This is a genomic window from Microbacterium sp. SWDP-B6 (genome assembly GCF_059803615.1).
This window is the reverse complement of sequence record NZ_JAPFGV010000019.1, coordinates 1-17558: the sequence shown is the minus strand read 5'-3', so window position 1 is coordinate 17558 and position 17558 is coordinate 1. Positions and strand designations below refer to the sequence as shown.

General features: G+C 67.9%; 19 protein-coding genes. 6 read left to right on the top strand and 13 right to left on the bottom strand.

All coding sequences use genetic code 11. The features are described from left to right. The first annotated feature begins 8 nt into the window (after positions 1-8). Positions 9-935: a LysR family transcriptional regulator gene (locus OPU70_RS16940; RefSeq protein WP_042537250.1), complete on the top strand. Its 927-nt coding sequence runs from the start codon at positions 9-11 to the stop codon at positions 933-935. A 189-nt stretch (positions 936-1124) separates the two neighbouring features. Here OPU70_RS16940 and OPU70_RS16935 read toward each other — a convergent pair whose 3' ends face one another. The 4 genes from OPU70_RS16935 to OPU70_RS16920 form a co-directional block, all read right to left on the bottom strand. Next, positions 1125-2003 (bottom strand): nitrilase-related carbon-nitrogen hydrolase, encoded by an 879-nt coding sequence (locus tag OPU70_RS16935; protein ID WP_498558307.1) that lies wholly within the window; start codon positions 2001-2003, stop codon positions 1125-1127. Beyond that, positions 1996-3165 carry a cupin domain-containing protein gene (locus OPU70_RS16930; protein ID WP_042537252.1) on the bottom strand — a complete coding sequence of 390 codons (1170 nt, stop codon included), beginning with the start codon at positions 3163-3165 and terminating at the stop codon, positions 1996-1998. Before OPU70_RS16930 ends, OPU70_RS16935 begins: the two co-directional genes overlap by 8 nt. A 30-nt stretch (positions 3166-3195) precedes the next feature. Next, positions 3196-4176 (bottom strand): nuclear transport factor 2 family protein, encoded by a 981-nt coding sequence (locus tag OPU70_RS16925; protein WP_056375351.1) that lies wholly within the window; start codon positions 4174-4176, stop codon positions 3196-3198. A gap of 135 nt (positions 4177-4311) precedes the next feature. Next, positions 4312-5313, bottom strand: coding sequence for a LacI family DNA-binding transcriptional regulator (locus tag OPU70_RS16920; RefSeq protein WP_056375350.1), 1002 nt, complete (start codon positions 5311-5313; stop codon positions 4312-4314). A 100-nt stretch (positions 5314-5413) separates the two neighbouring features. Here OPU70_RS16920 and hisD point away from each other — a divergent pair, with 100 nt between their 5' ends. From hisD to OPU70_RS16905, 3 genes are read left to right on the top strand one after another with little or no spacing between them, the layout of a single operon-like run. Further along, the gene (gene hisD / locus OPU70_RS16915) at positions 5414-6745 is read left to right on the top strand and encodes a histidinol dehydrogenase (protein ID WP_498558306.1); all 1332 of its coding nucleotides are present in this window, start codon (positions 5414-5416) and stop codon (positions 6743-6745) included. Then, positions 6742-7500 carry an SDR family NAD(P)-dependent oxidoreductase gene (locus tag OPU70_RS16910; protein ID WP_367822140.1) on the top strand — a complete coding sequence of 253 codons (759 nt, stop codon included), beginning with the start codon at positions 6742-6744 and terminating at the stop codon, positions 7498-7500. Before hisD ends, OPU70_RS16910 begins: the two co-directional genes overlap by 4 nt. Further along, the gene (locus OPU70_RS16905; RefSeq protein ID WP_498558305.1) at positions 7500-8240 is read left to right on the top strand and encodes an HpcH/HpaI aldolase family protein; all 741 of its coding nucleotides are present in this window, start codon (positions 7500-7502) and stop codon (positions 8238-8240) included. The genes OPU70_RS16910 and OPU70_RS16905 overlap by 1 nt, the downstream gene beginning before the upstream one ends. Before the next feature lie 243 nt (positions 8241-8483). Here the strand turns inward: OPU70_RS16905 and OPU70_RS16900 are convergent, their stop codons facing one another. The 8 genes from OPU70_RS16900 to OPU70_RS16865 form a co-directional block, all read right to left on the bottom strand. Beyond that, complete coding sequence (locus tag OPU70_RS16900; RefSeq protein ID WP_498558304.1) at positions 8484-9194, bottom strand: alpha/beta fold hydrolase; 711 nt, start codon at positions 9192-9194, stop codon at positions 8484-8486. Between the two features lies 1 nt (position 9195). After that, positions 9196-10104: a carbohydrate ABC transporter permease gene (locus OPU70_RS16895; RefSeq protein ID WP_079112047.1), complete on the bottom strand. Its 909-nt coding sequence runs from the start codon at positions 10102-10104 to the stop codon at positions 9196-9198. Continuing rightward, positions 10101-10973, bottom strand: a complete 873-nt coding sequence (locus tag OPU70_RS16890; protein WP_042537267.1) for a carbohydrate ABC transporter permease — start codon at positions 10971-10973, stop codon at positions 10101-10103. Before OPU70_RS16890 ends, OPU70_RS16895 begins: the two co-directional genes overlap by 4 nt. 72 nt (positions 10974-11045) lie before the next feature. Further along, positions 11046-12353, bottom strand: coding sequence for an ABC transporter substrate-binding protein (locus tag OPU70_RS16885; RefSeq protein ID WP_498558303.1), 1308 nt, complete (start codon positions 12351-12353; stop codon positions 11046-11048). A 135-nt stretch (positions 12354-12488) separates the two neighbouring features. Beyond that, positions 12489-13712 carry an MFS transporter gene (locus OPU70_RS16880; RefSeq protein WP_498558302.1) on the bottom strand — a complete coding sequence of 408 codons (1224 nt, stop codon included), beginning with the start codon at positions 13710-13712 and terminating at the stop codon, positions 12489-12491. Positions 13713-13784: 72 nt separating this feature from the next. Beyond that, complete coding sequence (locus OPU70_RS16875) at positions 13785-14075, bottom strand: hypothetical protein (RefSeq protein WP_079112045.1); 291 nt, start codon at positions 14073-14075, stop codon at positions 13785-13787. Positions 14076-14078: 3 nt separating this feature from the next. Then, positions 14079-14408 carry a DUF7882 family protein gene (locus OPU70_RS16870; RefSeq protein WP_042537276.1) on the bottom strand — a complete coding sequence of 110 codons (330 nt, stop codon included), beginning with the start codon at positions 14406-14408 and terminating at the stop codon, positions 14079-14081. Between the two features lie 71 nt (positions 14409-14479). Continuing rightward, the gene (locus OPU70_RS16865; RefSeq protein ID WP_042537278.1) at positions 14480-14929 is read right to left on the bottom strand and encodes a MarR family winged helix-turn-helix transcriptional regulator; all 450 of its coding nucleotides are present in this window, start codon (positions 14927-14929) and stop codon (positions 14480-14482) included. Positions 14930-15049: 120 nt separating this feature from the next. Between OPU70_RS16865 and OPU70_RS16860 the strand changes: the two genes are divergently transcribed. Together OPU70_RS16860 and OPU70_RS16855 are read left to right on the top strand one after the other, a co-directional pair. Continuing rightward, positions 15050-15307 carry a hypothetical protein gene (locus tag OPU70_RS16860; RefSeq protein WP_042537280.1) on the top strand — a complete coding sequence of 86 codons (258 nt, stop codon included), beginning with the start codon at positions 15050-15052 and terminating at the stop codon, positions 15305-15307. Then, positions 15307-15864 (top strand): MarR family winged helix-turn-helix transcriptional regulator, encoded by a 558-nt coding sequence (locus OPU70_RS16855; RefSeq protein ID WP_056375338.1) that lies wholly within the window; start codon positions 15307-15309, stop codon positions 15862-15864. Before OPU70_RS16860 ends, OPU70_RS16855 begins: the two co-directional genes overlap by 1 nt. A 45-nt stretch (positions 15865-15909) precedes the next feature. Here OPU70_RS16855 and OPU70_RS16850 read toward each other — a convergent pair whose 3' ends face one another. Continuing rightward, on the bottom strand, positions 15910-17487 hold the full coding sequence (locus OPU70_RS16850; RefSeq protein ID WP_498558301.1) for an MFS transporter: 1578 nt from the start codon (positions 17485-17487) through the stop codon (positions 15910-15912). Positions 17488-17558 lie beyond the last annotated feature (71 nt).

Genomic DNA, 17558 nt, shown 5'->3' with positions numbered 1-17558 from the left:
CATTGGCTATGACCATCACGCAGCTGACGGCCTTCCTCGCGGCGCTCGACGACGGCTCGTTCACGGCGGCGGGCAGGACTCTGGGCATGACGCAGGCCTCCGTCTCCGAGCTCGTCGCGCGCCTCGAACGCGAACTCGGCGTGACCCTCTTCACCCGCGGCAGCAGGCGCCTCGTGCCGACGGCCGCCGCGCTCGAGCTGCGCCCCCACGCGGCGCAGGCCGTGAGCGCGGTGCAGAACGGCATCGACACCATCCAGGCGCTCACGTCGCTGGACCGCGGCACCTGCACGTTCGGCGTGCTGCGCAACGCGGCCTACTACGCGCTCGCGGATCTGGCCGAGACCTTCCATCACCGGCATCCGAACGTGCGACTGCGGCTCGTCGGCATCAACTCGGCGCACGTCGCCCGCTCGATCGCCGCCGGCGAGCTCGAAGCCGGCCTGCTGGTTCTTCCGGTCGACGAGGACGGCCTCGAGGTGCGCCCGCTGTTCCGCGACGAGGTGCTCTATGCCTCGGCCACCCGCGAGCCCGACGCCCCGGCCGTCTCGATCGACGAGGTCGCCGACGCCAAGCTCGTGCTCTACGACGCCTTCGCCGGGTGGGACGACCCCACACGGCGCCAGCTGCTCGAACGCGCACGGCTGCGGGGGCTCACCATCGAGCCGGCGGTCGAGGTCGAGCACGTCGAGACGGCGCTCAGCCTGGTCGCGGCGGGCACCGCCGACACGATCGTGTCGCGCTCGATCGCCGAGTCCGACGCGTTTCCGTCAGGCATCCGCACCTTCCCGTTCGCCGAGCCGATGCACGACACGATCGCGCTCGTGCAGCGCGAGGGCGTGCTGCTGTCGCCCGCGACGCAGAAGCTGGCCGAGCTGGCAGAGCGGATGCTGCGCGAACGACTGCCGGAGCATCAGGGGCGCACCGCTCTCGCATGACGGCGGGTTCCGACCCGTCTGCAGGACGAAGGCACGGATGCGGGAGCTGATCGACGACCCAGCCCTGCATCCGCGCTCAGGTCCTGCATCCGGCACGGGTCAAGTCCTGCATCCGGCACGGGTCAAGCCCGGCACGGTCAAACCCTGCACTGGTCAAACCCTGCACGGTCAAACCGGCATCCGATCGCGTCAGTACAGGTCGGCGCGACGGTCGGCGAACAGGTCGTTGTGCGGCGGAAGCGCCTTGCCCCGCGCCGCGTCGAGCGACAGCACCGCGGTGGCCCCCATCACGGCCCGGAACGCGACGATCCACCCCTGCTCGTCGATGATCGCCGTGCCGTCTGTCCAGTCGACCCCGCGCTCGGAGCCCCACCGATCGGCGATCACGACGGGCAGCCTCGACGACCTGGCCGATGCCATCGCCTGGATGAGCTCGGGAGCATGCTCACCTGTGGGGCGCGGAACGAGCGGCCAGTTGACCGGAAGTGCGAGCACGTCAGCGCCCGCCAGTGCCAGCCGACGGGGCACCTCCGGGAACTCGTTGTCGTAGCAGAGTGCCACGCCGAGACGCCCGAACGGGGCATCGACGACGAGCCCCGCCTCGGATCCGCTGTCGAAGACCAGCTTCTCGGCGCCCCAGAGGTGCGCCTTGCGGTAGTCGGCGAGGCGCAGATCGCGGGTGAGGATCGCGGCGGTGTTGAACAGACGATCGCCGTCGCTCTCGGCATACCCCACCGCGACGACGGCACCCTCGGGGATCGCCTCATGCACCGACGACCACCGCGGGTCGCCGACGGTCAGAGCGGCGCCGAGCGCCTCCTCACGATCGGCGAACACGTAGCCGCTCGTGGCCAGCTCCGGCAGCACGATCAGCTGAGCGCCGCGGCGCGCGGCCGCGGTGATCGCCGAGCGGATGCGGTCGAGGTTGCCGTCGACATCGCCGATCACGATCTCGGGTGAGATCGCGGCGACACGCAGCGAACCGGCATCCGCTGCTCCGACACCCGCGGAGGAGGCGCCGGAGCGCGAGGAGCCGGAAGCCCCTCGCGCCCCTGCGATCTCAGTCATCCTCGGTGGCGGTGACCATCACTCCGAGAGGGGCCAGGTAGCCGTTGGGGTCGATGGTCCAGTCGGCGGCGGCCGCCGCCTCGACGACCTCCGGAGCCCACTCGAGGTAGACGCGGTCGTCGCCGCCGTTGATCACGAGCACCGTTCCGGTTCCGGTCTCATCGCCCTCGACGCAGACGTACGAGCGCCAGCTGCCCTCAGGCACCGAGAACGTGTCGCCCGCGCCCAGCGTGACCGCGGTCGACGGGTCGCCGTTGAGCGTGACCTCCCAGCGCCCGGTCTTGAACAGCAGCGCCTGCGTCTTGTCGTGACGGTGACGGAGCACGCCCTGGCCCGCCTCGGCACGCACCCACGCGAGGTTGAACGAGTGCGGCTCGGTCACGTTCGGCACCTGGCGACGGTTCTCGCTCATGCCGTAGCCGATGGCGGTGGCGAGCTCGACGTGGCCGCCGTCGACCGCTGCGCAGAGCAGTGCCGCCGACGAGTACTTGCGGTCACCCGGCTGGATGACCCGCGAGCGCATGTCCTCGACCGTGTAGGTCGTGAGCTCGTCGATGTAGTGCTGCTTCATCGGCGTGATCAGGGGCACGTCGTCGGGCAGCACATCGCCCGCGACGGTGTCGATGAGCTTGTTGTCGGCCGTGAGGTGCAGGCCGTACGACTCCGCCTCGCGTAGCACCGACGGACCCCAGATGATGCCGCCGTTGTCATCGCGGCCGAGCACCGTGTAGAGGATGCCGTCGTCCGGCCCCTCGTTCGTGAAGCCGCGGAAGATCCAGGTGGGGATCGTGACGATGTCACCGTCGTGGCTGATGTACTCGCCCTGCTTGCCGTCGACCCCCCAGCGGAGTCGGAACTCGCCGCCGAGGTTGATGAACACCTCTGCGGTGAAGTGCAGGTGCAGGTTGTTCGAGATCCCGTTCGGCATGCCGGCGGCCCCGGTGTTGAAGCCGTGGTTCACCTCGAGGTTCACGTACTGGCTCGCGTTCTGCGAGACACCGGCGCCGATGAACGAGTAGTTCTCCTTGCGGTCGGAACCCGGAGTGCGGCAGTCGATGAACGCCGAGTTGCACGGCACCCAGTCGGACCGACGGATGGTGCGGCGTGCGATCTCGTCCGCGGGGACGATGACGTCGACCTGGTCGACGATGGCGTTGCTCATTTCTTCTTCTCCTTGTCGATCAGTCGCTGATCAGTAGATGTTGCTGAAGGCCGCAGGCTCGTCGCCGCGAACGCCCGCGATCTGGGCGCGCAGGGCGATGTCGTCCCACAGGCGCACCTCTTTGACGAGGGCTCCCTGGTGGAATGTGAACTGCGAGATGCCGATCAGGTCGATCGGCTTGCCGGTGAGGCTGCCGTAGTTCGGCACGCCGTTGTAGTCGCCCACGAACTTCCAGGTGACGGCGACGCGCAGGCCCGCATAGCGCACGTCGTAGTTGGTCTGGATGTCGCGGATCTCGAACTGTCCCGCGGGGAACGACTCGAGGAACCGCAGCAGCGCCCGACGGTAGCCCTCGGGACGGATGACGACCCGGTTGCCGACCGTGAGCAGCACGAGGTCGCGGTGGAAGAACTTCTCGACCTTCTGCAGGTCGCGGTCGTTCCAGACCGTCTGGATCATGTCGATCACGGTCTCGACCTCGGAGCGGTAGTCGTCGGGGCGCGCACCGGAGTCGCCCTTCGCGATCGGATCGGCGGGGGCCGGCTCGGTCCACGATCCGGTGTACCCGCGGAAGGCCTGGGCGCGGGCGAGCTCATCGACGTCGAGGCCGCTCTCGAGCGCACCGGCGAGCGAGTCCCGCACCACCCACTCCTCGACCATGCGCCCCTTGCGGTACAGGCAGTTGGCGATCGTGCGGCTGTGCGACGACGTCTGCAGATGTCCGGAGAGCACGAGGTGCGAGCTGAGGAATGCGTCGTCTCCACGGGCCTCCCAGATCACGTCCTCCGCCTGGCCGGTGCGATCGGGCGTCGCCGAGATGCGCATGAGCGTTCCCTCGATGACCTCCTGCCGCGTGGTCGAGGTGCCGTAGGCGCCGTGCACGATCGAGTCGGGCTCGTAGTTTTCGCGGATGAAGCTGATCGACCGATCGACCCAGATCAGATCGGTGACCTCACGGATGAAGTCGTCGGGGTCTTTGTACGGCAGGTAAGCAACCGGGTCGAGAGACACGCTTTTCACTCCTTCGAGACGCGAAGCTGCGGTTCATCGGTGATCGCTGGCTTCGTCTTCGTCAGTGTATGCGTATGCACAAACCAGCGCAAGAGACGATCCTGCGCACACGGTGATCATCGCCGAGCGGCGGGGTCAGCCGGCGTGCGGGGCCGCGAGGGTGCGCCGCGGCACGAAAGCGGATTCGAACCGCGTCTTCTCGAGTGCGGCGTCCGGGTCCTCGATGCGACGCACGATGAGGTCTGCGGCGGTGCGCGCCATGCCGGCGATGTCGTATCCGATCGTGGCCAGGTCGATGATGGGCCAGGCCGCCTCGGGGAGATCGTCGAAGCCGAGGACCGAGAGGTCCTCCGGCACGCGCAGACCCGCGCGGTGGGCGGCGTTGAGCGCCCCGTATGCGACCACGTCGTTGCCGCAGAACAGGAGGGTCGGGCGGTCTGCTCCGGCGAGGATCTCGGATGCCGCCGCCTCACCCTCGGCCGCTCCGTACGGGACCCGCCGCACATCGCTCTCGTGCAGCGTCACACCCTCGGCGACGAGGGCGTCGCGCAAGGCCGCCTCTCGGCTCTGCGCCGTGCTGGTGTTGCTCGGTCCGAGCACCGCTCCCACGCGCGTGTGACCGAGCTCGACCGCCCGCCGGACAGCATCGCGATAGCCCGGCGCGGGATCGACGACGGTGGCATCCGCCTCGACGAATGAGCCGGTGCGATTGAAGTACACGAACGGCAGGCCGCGGTCCTTCAGGCGCAACGGTGCGACGGACTCGACCGTGGTGGTCGCGAGGATCACGCCGTCGAGACCGTTGGCGAGCAGCCGTTCGACGATCGTGTCGTTGTCGGCCGACTCGGTGTGGAGCATCAGCTGGTAGCCGAGGGTCTCGAGCTCCCGGTGCACCGGGGCGATGATGTGCGAGTAGAACTGGTTGTCGAGATCGGTCAGCAGCAGGCCGATGCGCCGGGTTCGACCCGACGACAGGGCACGCCCCGCCTCGCTCGGCACGTAGCCCAGCAGCTGGGCCGCTTCGCGCACCCTGAGCTTCGTCGCCTCGGACACTCGCGCATCGTCGCGCAGCGCCCGAGACACCGTCGGCTGCGAGACACCCGCCAAGCGGGCCACATCACGACTCGTGACGACCATCTGGCGCCTCCCCCTCGATCTCACGGATTCTACTGCTCTTGACGCCCGAATGCATACGCGGTCATAATCAGCACATACGTATGCAACGGAAGGAAGGGCCATGCCCCTGCATCTCAAGACCGCGCCGACGAAGACGTTCGCGGACACCGCTCAGCAGGACGTCGCCGAGCGGGTGAGGGGAATCATCGGCGACATCCGCGAGAACGGCGACGTCGCCGTGCGTCGGTATGCCGAGCAGTTCGACAACTGGAGTCGCGACTCGTACCGACTCTCCGATGAGGAGATCACGGAGATCATCGGCACGCTCGATGCACAGGTGATCACCGACATCGAGTTCGTGCAGAGCCAGGTGCGCCGTTTCGCGCAGGCGCAGCGCGATTCACTGGTCGACATCGAGGTCGAGACCCTTCCGGGGGTGTTCCTCGGCCAGAAGCACGTGCCCGTGCAGGCCGCAGGGGCATACATCCCCGGAGGCAAGTACCCGCTGACGGCGTCCGCGCACATGACGATCATCACCGCCAAGGTGGCGGGGGTCCCTCGGGTCGTCGCGTGCACCCCGCCCATCCGCGGCGAGATCCCCGCTGCGACCGTGGCCGCGATGAAGATGGCCGGCGCCGACGAGATCTACATCCTCGGAGGAGTCCAGGCCGTCGCCGCGATGGCCGTCGGCACCGACTCGATCGAGCCGGTGAACATGATCGCCGGGCCGGGCAACGCCTACGTCGCCGAGGCCAAGCGGCAGCTGTTCGGTGAGGTCGGCATCGACCTGTTCGCCGGCCCCACCGAGATCCTCATCGTCGCCGACGAGCACGCCGACCCGTTCTTCACCGCGGTCGACCTGCTCTCTCAGGCGGAGCACGGACCCGACTCGCCCGCCGTGCTCGTGACGACGTCGCAGGCGCTGGCCGAAGAGGTCATGGACTGGATCGAGAAGATCCTTCCCGGCATGCCCACGCGCGACTACGCGGGTCCGGCCTGGCGCGACTGGGGTCAGGTGATCGTCGCCGACGATCTCGACGAGGCCTATCGGATCGCCGACGACTTCGCCTTCGAGCACGTGCAGATCTTCACCCAGAATCCGCGCGAGGCTCTGACGAAGATGCACGACTACGGCGCGCTGTTCCTCGGCGAGAACACGTGCGTCTCATACGGCGACAAGGTGATCGGCACCAACCACGTGCTGCCGACGCTCGGCGCTGCCCGGTACACGGGCGGGCTCTGGGTCGGCAAGTATCTGCGCACCGTGACGTACCAGGAGGTGCAGAACACCGAGTCGTCGGCCGAGCTCGGCGCCGTCTGCGGGCGCGCTGCCCGGGTCGAGCTGTTCGAGGGCCACGCCCGCTCGGGTGACGCCCGTGCCTGGCGTCATGCCGGCACGGAATACGCTTGGATCGAAGAGAGCCACGCCGCGGTCGGCGCGGAGACGCGATGACCGACCTCTCCGGTCGCACGGCAGTGGTCACCGGCGGCGGCAGCGGACTCGGGGCGGCCATCGCCCGGTCGCTGCACGCCGCCGGTGCGCACGTCGTGGTGGTCGGGCGCGACGCCGCGAAGCTCGACCGCGTCGCGGCCGACCTCGGGTCACGGGCGCGGGGGATATCGTGCGACGTGTCCGACCCGGCATCCGTCGACGCGCTCCGCGAGCAGCTCGCCGGCACCGATGTCTCGATCCTGGTGAACAACGCCGGCATCCCCGGCCCCGTCGCGGCTCTCACCGACATCGACGTCGCCGACTGGGACGAGGTGTTCGCCGTGAACGTGCGCGGCACCTTCCTGCTCTGCAAGGCACTGCTGCCCGGAATGGTCGAGCGCGGCGACGGCGACGTCATCAACGTGGCATCCGTCTCCGGCAAGCGTCCGCTCGCGCATCGCACTCCCTACTGCGCCTCGAAGATGGCCGTGATCGGACTCACGTCGACGCTCGCGTTCGAGGTCGGCCCCGCCGGCGTGCGTGTGAACTCGCTCTCCCCCGGCCCGGTGCAGGGCCCACGGATGGAACGCAACTTCCGCCTCGAGGCCGAGCGCTCGGGCACGAGCATCGACGATGCCGAGCAGGCGTTCGTGTCGCGTGCGGCTCTCGGCCGCATGGTGACGGAAGACGAGGTCGGCGCGGCGGTCATCGCGATGCTCGCGATGCCGGGCATGTGCGGCGCCGACATCGACCTCTCGGCCGGGATGGTGGCCTGATGCCGTCGCTGCGCGCCAGGGCACGGGCGGGCGAGAAGCTGATCGGCGCCCTGCTGCGGATGCCGTCGGAAGAGCTCGTCGAGATGCTCGCCGTCGCCGAGTTCGACTTCGTCCTGATCGACTGCGAGCACGGACCGGCCGACCTCGTCGCGCTGCGTCAGCACATCGCGCTCGCGCAGGTGCACGACGTGCCGGTCATCGTGCGCGTCGGCGAGGGCGATCGGAATCAGATCCTGCGGGTGCTCGATCAGGGAGCCGAGGGCATCCTGGCTCCGCACCTCGACACGACAGCGGATGCCGAGGCGCTGGTCGCCGCGGCGATGTACCCCCCGGTCGGGTCGCGCGGCTTCGCGACGTACAGCCGGGCAGGGCGCTTCGGCCTCGTCGACCCCGCCGACCACCGCGAGTGGTGGCTCGAGAACACTCTGGTGCTCGGCATGATCGAGTCGCCCCGCGGCGTCACGAACGTCGACGCGATCGTCACTGCGCCGCGCCTCGACGGCATCATGGTCGGTCCGGCCGATCTCGCGGCCAGCTCCGGCCCGGATGATCAGCCCGTGCCGCAGGCCATCGCCGCCGTGCACTCGGCCCTCGCACGCGCCGGTTCGCTGCGCATGGACATCGTCGGCACGCGGGATGCGGCAAGCGCGGCCTTCACCGACGGCGCCGACCTCGTGGTCTACAACCTCGCATCGTCGCTGATGACGCATCTGCGCGGACTGGCCGCACCCGAGCGCTGAGCCCGCCGCCGCATCCCCACCCTCGGGCCTCGCGGCCGCATCCCGACCCCTCGGGCCTCGCGGCCGCATCCCACCCCTCGGGACCCGCGGCCTCATCCCCACCCCGCGGGACCCGCGGCCGCATCCCGACCCTTCGGGAGGAGAACTGCGCTTCGGGAGGAGAGACTCTCGGATTCTCTCCTCCCCGGGCGCAGTCCTCCTCCCAAGAGGACGCCGCGCGACGGCGCCCGAGCGTCTGCAGGCTCAGATGCGGAGGTGCGAGCGCCACGACCCCACGAGTCCACCGAATTCCCGCGGCCTCTCGAGCGGCAGCAGGTGGCCGGCATCCAGAGACACGAGCCGTGCGTCCGGCATCGCCGACACGATCTCGGCGTGGAAGCGCGGCGGGCAGATGACGTCGTCGAGTCCTGAGACGACGAGCGTCGGCATGGTCAGTCCGCCCAGTCGCGACAGCAGATCGGTGCGTGTGAGCTGCATCCGCAGCTGAGCCCGCAGCCGCTCGGCCCCGGTCTCCTCGCCCATGCGCAGCGTGCGCTCCACGAGGTCGGGACGATCTCGCACGACGTCCTCTCCGAGCAGAGGCTGGAGGATGCTGTCCTGCAGCGCTCGCGGCTCAGCACCACCTTCGAGAGCATCCAGCCAGCTCGTCCAGCCGGAGCGCTGCGCATCGGTCGGCGCCTTGGCGTTGGTCGACACGAGACAGAGCCCCGCGACACGCGTAGGGGCGGCGAGCGCGAGCGCCATGCCGACGATGCCGCCGAGTGAGTGCCCGACCAGGATGAACGAATCGGGCAGCTCGTCGAGCAGCGCATCGACCTGCCCCGAGACGGTGGGGCGATCCAGCACCGGCCGGATCGCCCCACCTGCTCCCCCTCCCAAACCGCCGTCCTCCCATAGATCGGCGGTGCAGTTCATGCCGGCCAGCAGCACGAGCGGCGGCACCGCGACCGCCATGTCAGCCCTTCACAGCGCCGTCGCTGAGGCCGGCGACGAGGTACTTCTGCGCGATGAACGCGATCACGAACACCGGGATCGTGAGCAGCATGGATGCGGCGCCCGCCTGTTGCAGCATCGGCAGTGTCTGCCCGAGCTGGGTGGCGATGAAGACCGGCACGGTCTTCGACGAGGTGTCGGTGAGCACGAGAGCCGTCAGGTACTCCTGGAACGCGAACAGGAACACGAAGATGCCGGCCGTCAGGATGCCGGGGCCCATCAGCGGGATCATGACTCTGCGCAGCATCCCGATCCTGGTGCAGCCGTCGATCATGGCGGCCTCGTCGAGCTCCCGGGGGATCTCGGCGAAGAAGTTGCGCAGCAGCCAGATCGTGAACGGCTGGTTGATCGCGACGAGGGCGATCGCCAACGCGAACGTCGTGTCGTAGATGCCGAGCGCCCTGCTGATGTCGTACATCGGCAGCACGACCGAGAAGCGCGGGAGCGCCCGGAAGATCAGGGCGAGCACCAGCAGCAGCGCCGAAACATAGCTCGGGAACCTCGAGAGCGCGTACGCCGCGGGGATGCCGATGACCAGCGCGAGCACGGTCGAGACGACGGCGACCACGAGGGTGTTGACGAGATAGTCCGCGAAGTAGGTCGTCTCCCACAGGTTGACGAAGGCCTGCAGCGTGGGCTCGTAGTCCCAGAACACCGGCGGGTTCGAGAACGCGACGTCTGTAGGCTTCGTGACCGACAGCGCCATCCAGATGAACGGGCTGAGCATCACGATGCAGAGGATGCCGAGCAGCAGTCCGGTGATGACCGGGGGGCGGTTCGGTCCGCGCCGCTTGCGCTTCGATGCGCCGCTGGTGATGATCGCCCGGGTGGAGAGCTCGGAGTCGGAGAGCTCGGAGGTCGTGAGGCTCATCGTTCTGCCTTCGCTTCCTTGAAGATGCCCCGGATGAACGGGATCAGCATGATGAGGATGAGGACGATGGTGAGCACGTTGATCGCGCTGCCGAGGCCGAGGTTCTGTGCGCCGTCGGCGAAGGCGACCGAGTAGACGTAGAGCATGATCGACTCGTTGCCGATCGACTGCGCCTGCGGCGACAGGGGGATCAGGTTGTCGAACATCCTCAGGACGTCCATGATCGTGATCAGCGTCACGAACCCGAGCACCCCGCGAATGGTCGGGATGATCACGCTGATGTGGGTCTGGAAGGCGTTCGCTCCGTCGATCTTCGCGGCTTCCTTCAGTTCGTTCGGCACCCCCTGCAGCCCCGCCAGGATGATCAGCATCGCGAACGGGAGCATCGACCAGACAGTGTTCGCGATCACGAGGATCGCGTTGGGAACCTGGTCGGTGAACCAGAGCACCTGGGTGCCGCCCATCAACCCGATGAACCGGTTGACGACGCCGCCGAAGCTGTCGTCGAACAGCCACGAGAACGCCACAGCCCCCACGAGGTTGGGCAGCACATACGAGACGAGCAGGATGCCGAGTACCAGCGGACGGGACGTCGTGATCCTGTTGACGCCTGTCGCGATGATGTACCCGAACACGAGCAGGATCACGGTCGTGATGACCGTGACGATCACGGTGAAGGCGACCGCCCGGTGGAAGCGCGGATCAGTCAGCGCGTAGACGAAGTTGTCGAGCCCGACGAACGATCCGGGTGAGCCGTAGCGGACCTGCTCGAAGCTCCACTGCACCGTGCGCACCAGGGGGAGCACGAGGAGCGCCCCCATCACCAGCAGGCTCGGTGCGAAGAGCAACCAGAACTCGCGTGTCTTCATAAGCGTCCTCCCTTGGACGAGCTGTGGCCTGAACTCGCGCTCAGGCCACAGCCGCGGACCGGCGGTCCTGGATCAGCCGACGAAGGACTCGCCGGTTGCCTGCATCTGCGCCAGCCCGTCGTCGACGGAGACGTTGCCGTTGAGGATCTCGACGAGGATCGGGCGGATCTCGTTCGTCAGGTCGGCCAGCACCGGCGACACGATCGGCGGCATCGCCGAGGCGATCGAGTCGTTGGCGGCGGCGCCGTACGGCGAGTTCTCTTCGGTGACCATCCCCTCGCGGGCCGGGTAGGCCGCCGGAACGGATGCCGTCGACGCGTCTTCGCTGACGGCCGAGGCCATCATCTGGAAGAGCATGTCGTGGTCGAGCTTCGTGTTGAACGGAATCGACCATCCGTCGATCGACAGGCGGTTGTAGGAGTAGTCGGCGTCAGTCGTGAGCTTGGGCGCCCCCGCGAAGCCGAACGAGTCGGAGAGCTTCGAGTTCTCCGGCAGCGTCAGGTCGATCATCCGGCCCGAGAACATGATCGACATGGCCGCAGTGCCGTTGAACATCTGCTGCTGCACCTTGGGCTGGTCGAAGGTCGTGACCTGCGGATCCATGTACGGCTTGAGCGCGAGCATCGCCTCGACGGCTTGCTTGGCCTCGGGGCCGTCGAGCGTCACGTCGCCCTCGGCGTTCACGAAGTCGGCGCCGAGCGAGTTCATCGCGGCCTGGAAACCGGTGGAGACGTCGCTCGTCGCGAGCCACGGCAGCGCGATCGGGTAGTCCATGAGCCCCTCGGCCTGGATCGCCTCGGCGGCGGAGATCATCTCGTCGAAGGTGGTCGGCACCTCGAGCCCCAGGTCGTCGAAGACATCCGTGCGGTATGCCATGACGAACATCTGCGCCTGCATCGGGATGGCGTAGATGTCGCCGTCGTACGACATGCCCTCCACCATCGACTCGCTGATCTCGCCCAGACCGTAGTCGTCGGCATACTTGTCCCAGAGGTCGTTCAGCGGAACGAGCTTCTCCTCTTCGGCAAAGCCCGGGATGACGAATCCGTAGGTTTCGAGGATGTCGTAGGTGCCCGAGTCGCCGGCGAGCGTCGCCGTGGTCTTGGTCACCTGCCCGCCGAAGTCGATCGGGTCGTGCTTCAGCGTCACGTCGTCGTTCGAACAGCTCGACACCATGGTGTCGGTGAACGGGTCGATCGCCGAGGAGTTGTAGGCGAGGACGTTGACCGTGGTCTTGCCCTCCGGAGCCGTGTAGTCACACGACACCGTTGTCGAGTTCGCGTTGTCGGTGCGGGTCCCGGCGCCGCAGCTGGAGAGGGCGATCATGCCCACCGCTGCGAGGGCGAGTACCGGCAGTGCCCGATGCTTGATATGTCCCATGACGCTGATGGTATACGTATGCAACGGACTTAGGGAAGCCTACATTCCAGGAATTCTTGAGGATTGAATACGTATACTGCCGAAACCCGCGGCATGGTGGGCGCGGAGGGGTCTGGACATGCCCGCCGCTGCCGACTACCCCCGTGGACGACGCTTCTCGAGCACTCCGGCGAGCAGCACCGCGACCACCGCCGCAGCCGGCGCCACGATCAAACCCGCACGCAGGCTCTCGGTGTCGGCGATGAAGCCGACGAACGGCGGCGACAGCAGGAAACCGATGCGCAGCAACCACGACACGATCGTGAGACCGGCCCCCGGGCGCAGACCCGGCAGCTCATCGGCCGCATGCATGGCCGCGGGGATGAGCGTCGCGATGCCGAAGCCGACGGCGGCGAATCCGGCGATCGTTCCGGGCACGCTCGGGAAGATGAGCGCGAGGGCCATTCCCGATGCGGCGATCAGGCCCCCGACTCGGGCCACGGCGCGCTGGCCGAAGCGGTCGGTCATGCCGTCGCCCAGCATCCGTCCGATGAACTGCGCGCCCACCAGAGCGATGAATCCGAGGGGCGCGACCGCGGCAGCGGCGCCGAGCGAGTCGCTGAGGTACAGGGTCGCCCACGAGTTGCCGGCGTCCTCGGCGATCGCGCCGGCCATCGCGATGAGCGTGAGCGCGATGAGGATCATCACGGTCCGCGGGCTCACACCGCGACGCATCGCGGTCTGCAGTTCGACCGGTTCGGCGGTCGCCTCGGCATCCGCTTCTTCATCACGGCCGGGAAGGCAGAACCAGAGTGCCGTGAAGGCCACGGCCGCGAACACCGCAGTCGAGATGCCCAGGTGCACGCCGAGAGGCAGCTGCAGGGCGATCGCCGCCGCGGCCATGCCTCCACCCAGCACCGCGCCGATCGACCAGATGGCGTGGAACGAGTTGATGATCGAACGGCCGTAGCGCCGCTGCACTCGCAGACCGTGCGCATTCTGCGCGACGTCGGTGATCGCATCGAACGCGCCGCCGAGCAGCAGGGCGACGGCGAACAGGATGCCGGAGGGTGCGAGGGCTGCCGCGAGCAGCCCTAGGCCGGTGCCGATCGTGCCGATCACTGCGATTCGCGCCGAACCGAAGCGGCGGATCAGCACGGCGGCGAACAGCCCGGCGGCGATGGCTCCGGCGGGGAAGGCGGCGATCGCGAGTCCGTAGCCGGCATTGTCGAGGTCGAGGGCGGCCTTGATCTCGGGGTAGCGGGGCAGGATGTTGGCGAACAGCGCACCGTTCGTGAGGAACAGCGCCGAGACGGCGATCCGCGCACGTCGGGTCGCCTGGTCCGCGACGGGGCGTCGAATCGATTCGATCGAGGTCATGGCAACGACGGTACACGCCTCAGCGCGTCGCCGAAAATCGCCCTTTGCGACGCGGGCGTCGCCTGCCCGAGATCAGCCCAGCAGCGGTTCGACCTGGGCAGACCCCTCGGCGGTCGCCGACGCCGCGGCGATCGCGGCCTTCGCGTCATCGAGGCGATCGAACTGGCCGATGAAATCGGACTGCGCCCCGAATGCGCGGAAGCCCTCGCGCGGCGTCCCGGTGATCGAACCGAGGAACTGACGTCGGTCATTGCCGACGTGGAAGCCGGGGTCGACCTCCACCCACAGTCCTCGGGGCCGGGATGCCGAGCGCACCCGTGCGCTGGTCACAGCCTTGGCGGCGTTCCTGATGCGTGCGGACATGGTTCACGCACTCATCGCATGCAGGGTGCGCGAGCCGTCGACCACCCGGGCGAACTCGTCACGGGTCAGATCGAGGCCTCCCGCGGAGCTCGCGGCGTTCATCATCGCCACCACCAGCGAACGATCGACATCCGCCTCCTGCGTCATCGAGAAGCGCAGCGGAATCGATGCGTGCACCCAGATCGTCTCTGCGACACCGTCGCCCATCGCGAGCGTGAGCGGGAAGGACTCGTTTCGCCGCAGCTTCGTCACGATCACGAGCCGCAGGTGCGTCATCAACCGATCGTCGAGCTCGATCGGCGTTGCTGTATTGCCGTACGTCAGACGTCCCATGATCTCTCCCTCAGACGAACATTACGTTGAGAAATAGATTACTAGGTTACCTAGCTAAATCACAGTCCGACCTAGGGGAGGTCGCCGATCTCCTCGGCCAGGCGTCGCAGGAACCGGGTGATCGCATCGGTCTGCTCCGGGGTGAACTCGCTGGCGAGCGACTCGATGCGCTGCGTCAGCTCATCGGCCTGCGCGTTGAGATCGCGGAGCGACGGGCGCAGCACCTTGGAGCGGGCATCGGCAGGGTGCGGCGCCACGACGATCTGACCGCGCTCTTGAAGTCGACGCAGCAGGCTCGTGATCGCCGCCGTGCTGACGTTCAGGTGAGCGGCGAGGCCGCCCGGCGTGGCGGGGGCGTCGTCAGGGGCGTCGAGGATGTACCTCATCGCCTCCCTGTCGGTGTCGTTCGGCGCGCGCACGGCGGCGAGGCGTCGCCCGAACTGGGCCTCGGCCCTGCGAAGTTCGTCGACACGCGCGACGAGTTCGGTCGCCCGCGTCGTCGTCTCAGTCCTGCTGCTCATGCGTCACCCCCTGACCCTTCCATGGTACTCGACAAACAGGTAACCAGGTTGCCTAGCGAAATCCAATGCGACCAGCCACTCTGATGAAGTGAGATGATGGGATTCTGGGAAAGGGGCCTCATGGTCGAGCGATTCGCACTCGAGGATGCCGGGTACATCATGTACGCCGACATGATCGACCGTCTGCGCGCGGACTTCCCCTCCGTGCCTGCGTGGCGGATCGATCAGATCGTCACCGCCGAACATGACGCGATCACCGGCGGGATACTGCGGATCGTGCCGGCCGAGGTCGAGTCCGGCGCGGCCGAGATGCTCGCACGCGAGGCGGAACCCCGTGGAAGTGAAGAAAGCCTGAGCGATGATGGCGAGGTGGCGTGATGGAGCGCTCTGAGGAGTTCAGCCGTTCCGGCTACTGGTATCCCGAGGCCGACAGCGCCAGCACCGTCGACGTCCTGAACCTGCTGCGTCGCTACCGCGCGGCCGAGACCGCGATGCGGGAACGCACACGCATCTCGATGAAGATGAACGAGACCGACCTCGTCGCCCTGCGGTTCCTGCTGCGCGAGCAGCGGGCCGGCCGCATCGTGCGAGCCATCGACATCGCCCGCATGCTCGACATCTCCACCGCATCGACGACGACGCTCATCGACCGCCTGGAGAAGGGCGGGCACGCGAGGCGAGAGCCGCACCCGACCGATCGACGTGCCGGAATCGTGGTGCCGACGGTCAGCAGCGACGACGAGGTTCGCGAGACCCTCGGCGCGATGCACAGGCGGATGCTGGCACTGGTCGACGAGATGAGCGACAAGGAGCGCGCCGTGGTCACGCGGTTCCTCGCCGGCATGACCTCGGCCATCGAAGAGGCGTCCGATCTCGACCAGGAACTGCGCGAGGTCATCCGCTCGCACGAGGAATCCGAGTCCTCCGGCGAGTGATCGTCGAGAGCCGGCCGACGATCGGCCGGCCACCCGACGCTCCGATCAGGCCCTGTCGACGTCGCCCTTCGCCTGAGCGTCCGCCTCTGCCTCGGCATCCGCTGCGACCGCCACCCGCTCGGGGAACAGCTCATCGAGATCGAGGTCGGGATTCTCCTCCTGCGTCTCGACCAGCTCGACGGCCTCCTCGATCGTCTGCACGCTCGGCATCGCGCCGGGCAGCGGTCGGCGCGCCGACTCCTTGAGCACGATCACGGCGATGAAGCCGGCGACCGATGTGCCGATCACGTAGAAGGCCGGTGCCAGCGACGAGCCGGTGAGCTGCACGAGCGCCTCCATCACCACGGGCGCGGTGCCTGCGAAGAGCGCGACGGCGAGGTTGTACGAGATGCCCATGCCGCCGTAGCGCGACGACGTGGGGAAGAGCGCGGGCAGCGACGACGCGAGGTTCGCCACGTAGAACGTCACCGGGAAGGCCAGCAGCACGAGCCCGAGCAGCGTCGACCAGATCTCGCCGTGCATCATGAACAGGAACGACGGCACCGCGAGCACGATCGCCGAGATCGAGCCGATGAACAGCACCCTCTTGCGCCCGATGCGGTCGGACAGCTTGCCGGTGAGCGGGATGCAGAGCGCCATCGCCACGAGCACGGGCAGGGTCAGCAGAGTGCCGTGCACCTCGTCGTAGCCCAGAGTGCCGGTGAGGTAGGTCGGCATGTACGAGGTGAGCGCGTACCCGACGGTGTTGGCGGCGGCCACGAGCACGAACGCCGTGAGCAGCTCGCGCCAGTACGCGCGGATCAGCGCGATGACGCCCTTCGGCGCATCCGGCGAGGCCTGAGCGTCGTCAGCCGCGCGCTTCGCCGCGTCCTGCGCCTCCTGGAACGCCGGGGTGTCCTCGATCTTGAGACGGAAGTAGATCGCGATGAGTCCGAGCGGCAGCGCGACGAGGAACGGGATGCGCCAGGCGAAGCCCTGCATCGTCTCCGCCGAGAGCGTCAGCTGCAGGATCGACACGAACGCGGCACCGATCGCGAAGCCCATGTACGACCCGAGGTCGAGCAGCGACGCATAGAAGCCGCGACTCTTGTCGGGTGCGTACTCGGTGATGAACGTCGTGGCACCGGCGTACTCTCCACCGGTCGAGAAGCCCTGTGCGAGCTTGAGCACGATGAGCAGGATCGGCGCCCAGATGCCGATCACCGAGAAGTCGGGCAGCACGCCGATGAGGAACGTCGCCGCCGCCATCATGATCAGCGTGAAGGCCAGCACGCGCTGGCGGCCGAGACGATCACCGAGCTGGCCGAGCACGACGCCGCCGAGCGGACGGGCGACGAAGGTCACGGCGAACACGCCGAGTGAGAACAGCGACTGCGCTCCGGCGGACGCATCCGGCAGGAACGCGCGTCCGATGATCACGGCGAGATAGCCGTAGACGCCGATGTCGTACCACTCCATGAGGTTGCCGACCACGGTGCCGGCGACGGCGCGGCGCAGCATCGGGCGGTCGACCACGGTGACATCGTCGACCGTGAGTCGTCGCGGTTCGTCCGTCACCGGCCGCAGGCGACGGATCAGTCGCTGCCACAGGCTCAGGGGGGTGCTCTTCAGGGGATCGGACATCGTGCCATCTTCCTTCTCTTGCGGCATCCGCGTCGTACGACAGGCCGCACACAAGGCGGGGGGGGGGGGGG

Excerpts from the sequence above, each read along its gene's own strand:
- OPU70_RS16905 (WP_498558305.1), top strand. The coding sequence starts at position 7,500 with ATGCCGTCGCTGCGCGCCAGGGCACGGGCGGGCGAGAAGCTGATCGGC.
- OPU70_RS16880 (WP_498558302.1), bottom strand. The coding sequence starts at position 13,712 with ATGACCTCGATCGAATCGATTCGACGCCCCGTCGCGGACCAGGCGACC.
- OPU70_RS16940 (WP_042537250.1), top strand. The coding sequence starts at position 9 with ATGACCATCACGCAGCTGACGGCCTTCCTCGCGGCGCTCGACGACGGC.
- OPU70_RS16890 (WP_042537267.1), bottom strand. The coding sequence starts at position 10,973 with ATGAAGACACGCGAGTTCTGGTTGCTCTTCGCACCGAGCCTGCTGGTG.
- OPU70_RS16930 (WP_042537252.1), bottom strand. The coding sequence starts at position 3,165 with ATGAGCAACGCCATCGTCGACCAGGTCGACGTCATCGTCCCCGCGGAC.
- OPU70_RS16895 (WP_079112047.1), bottom strand. The coding sequence starts at position 10,104 with ATGAGCCTCACGACCTCCGAGCTCTCCGACTCCGAGCTCTCCACCCGG.
- OPU70_RS16865 (WP_042537278.1), bottom strand. The coding sequence starts at position 14,929 with ATGAGCAGCAGGACTGAGACGACGACGCGGGCGACCGAACTCGTCGCG.
- OPU70_RS16935 (WP_498558307.1), bottom strand. The coding sequence starts at position 2,003 with ATGACTGAGATCGCAGGGGCGCGAGGGGCTTCCGGCTCCTCGCGCTCC.
- OPU70_RS16850 (WP_498558301.1), bottom strand. The coding sequence starts at position 17,487 with ATGTCCGATCCCCTGAAGAGCACCCCCCTGAGCCTGTGGCAGCGACTG.
- hisD (WP_498558306.1), top strand. The coding sequence starts at position 5,414 with ATGCCCCTGCATCTCAAGACCGCGCCGACGAAGACGTTCGCGGACACC.
- OPU70_RS16860 (WP_042537280.1), top strand. The coding sequence starts at position 15,050 with ATGGTCGAGCGATTCGCACTCGAGGATGCCGGGTACATCATGTACGCC.
- OPU70_RS16920 (WP_056375350.1), bottom strand. The coding sequence starts at position 5,313 with ATGGTCGTCACGAGTCGTGATGTGGCCCGCTTGGCGGGTGTCTCGCAG.
- OPU70_RS16875 (WP_079112045.1), bottom strand. The coding sequence starts at position 14,075 with ATGTCCGCACGCATCAGGAACGCCGCCAAGGCTGTGACCAGCGCACGG.
- OPU70_RS16910 (WP_367822140.1), top strand. The coding sequence starts at position 6,742 with ATGACCGACCTCTCCGGTCGCACGGCAGTGGTCACCGGCGGCGGCAGC.
- OPU70_RS16870 (WP_042537276.1), bottom strand. The coding sequence starts at position 14,408 with ATGGGACGTCTGACGTACGGCAATACAGCAACGCCGATCGAGCTCGAC.
- OPU70_RS16900 (WP_498558304.1), bottom strand. The coding sequence starts at position 9,194 with ATGGCGGTCGCGGTGCCGCCGCTCGTGCTGCTGGCCGGCATGAACTGC.
- OPU70_RS16855 (WP_056375338.1), top strand. The coding sequence starts at position 15,307 with ATGGAGCGCTCTGAGGAGTTCAGCCGTTCCGGCTACTGGTATCCCGAG.
- OPU70_RS16885 (WP_498558303.1), bottom strand. The coding sequence starts at position 12,353 with ATGGGACATATCAAGCATCGGGCACTGCCGGTACTCGCCCTCGCAGCG.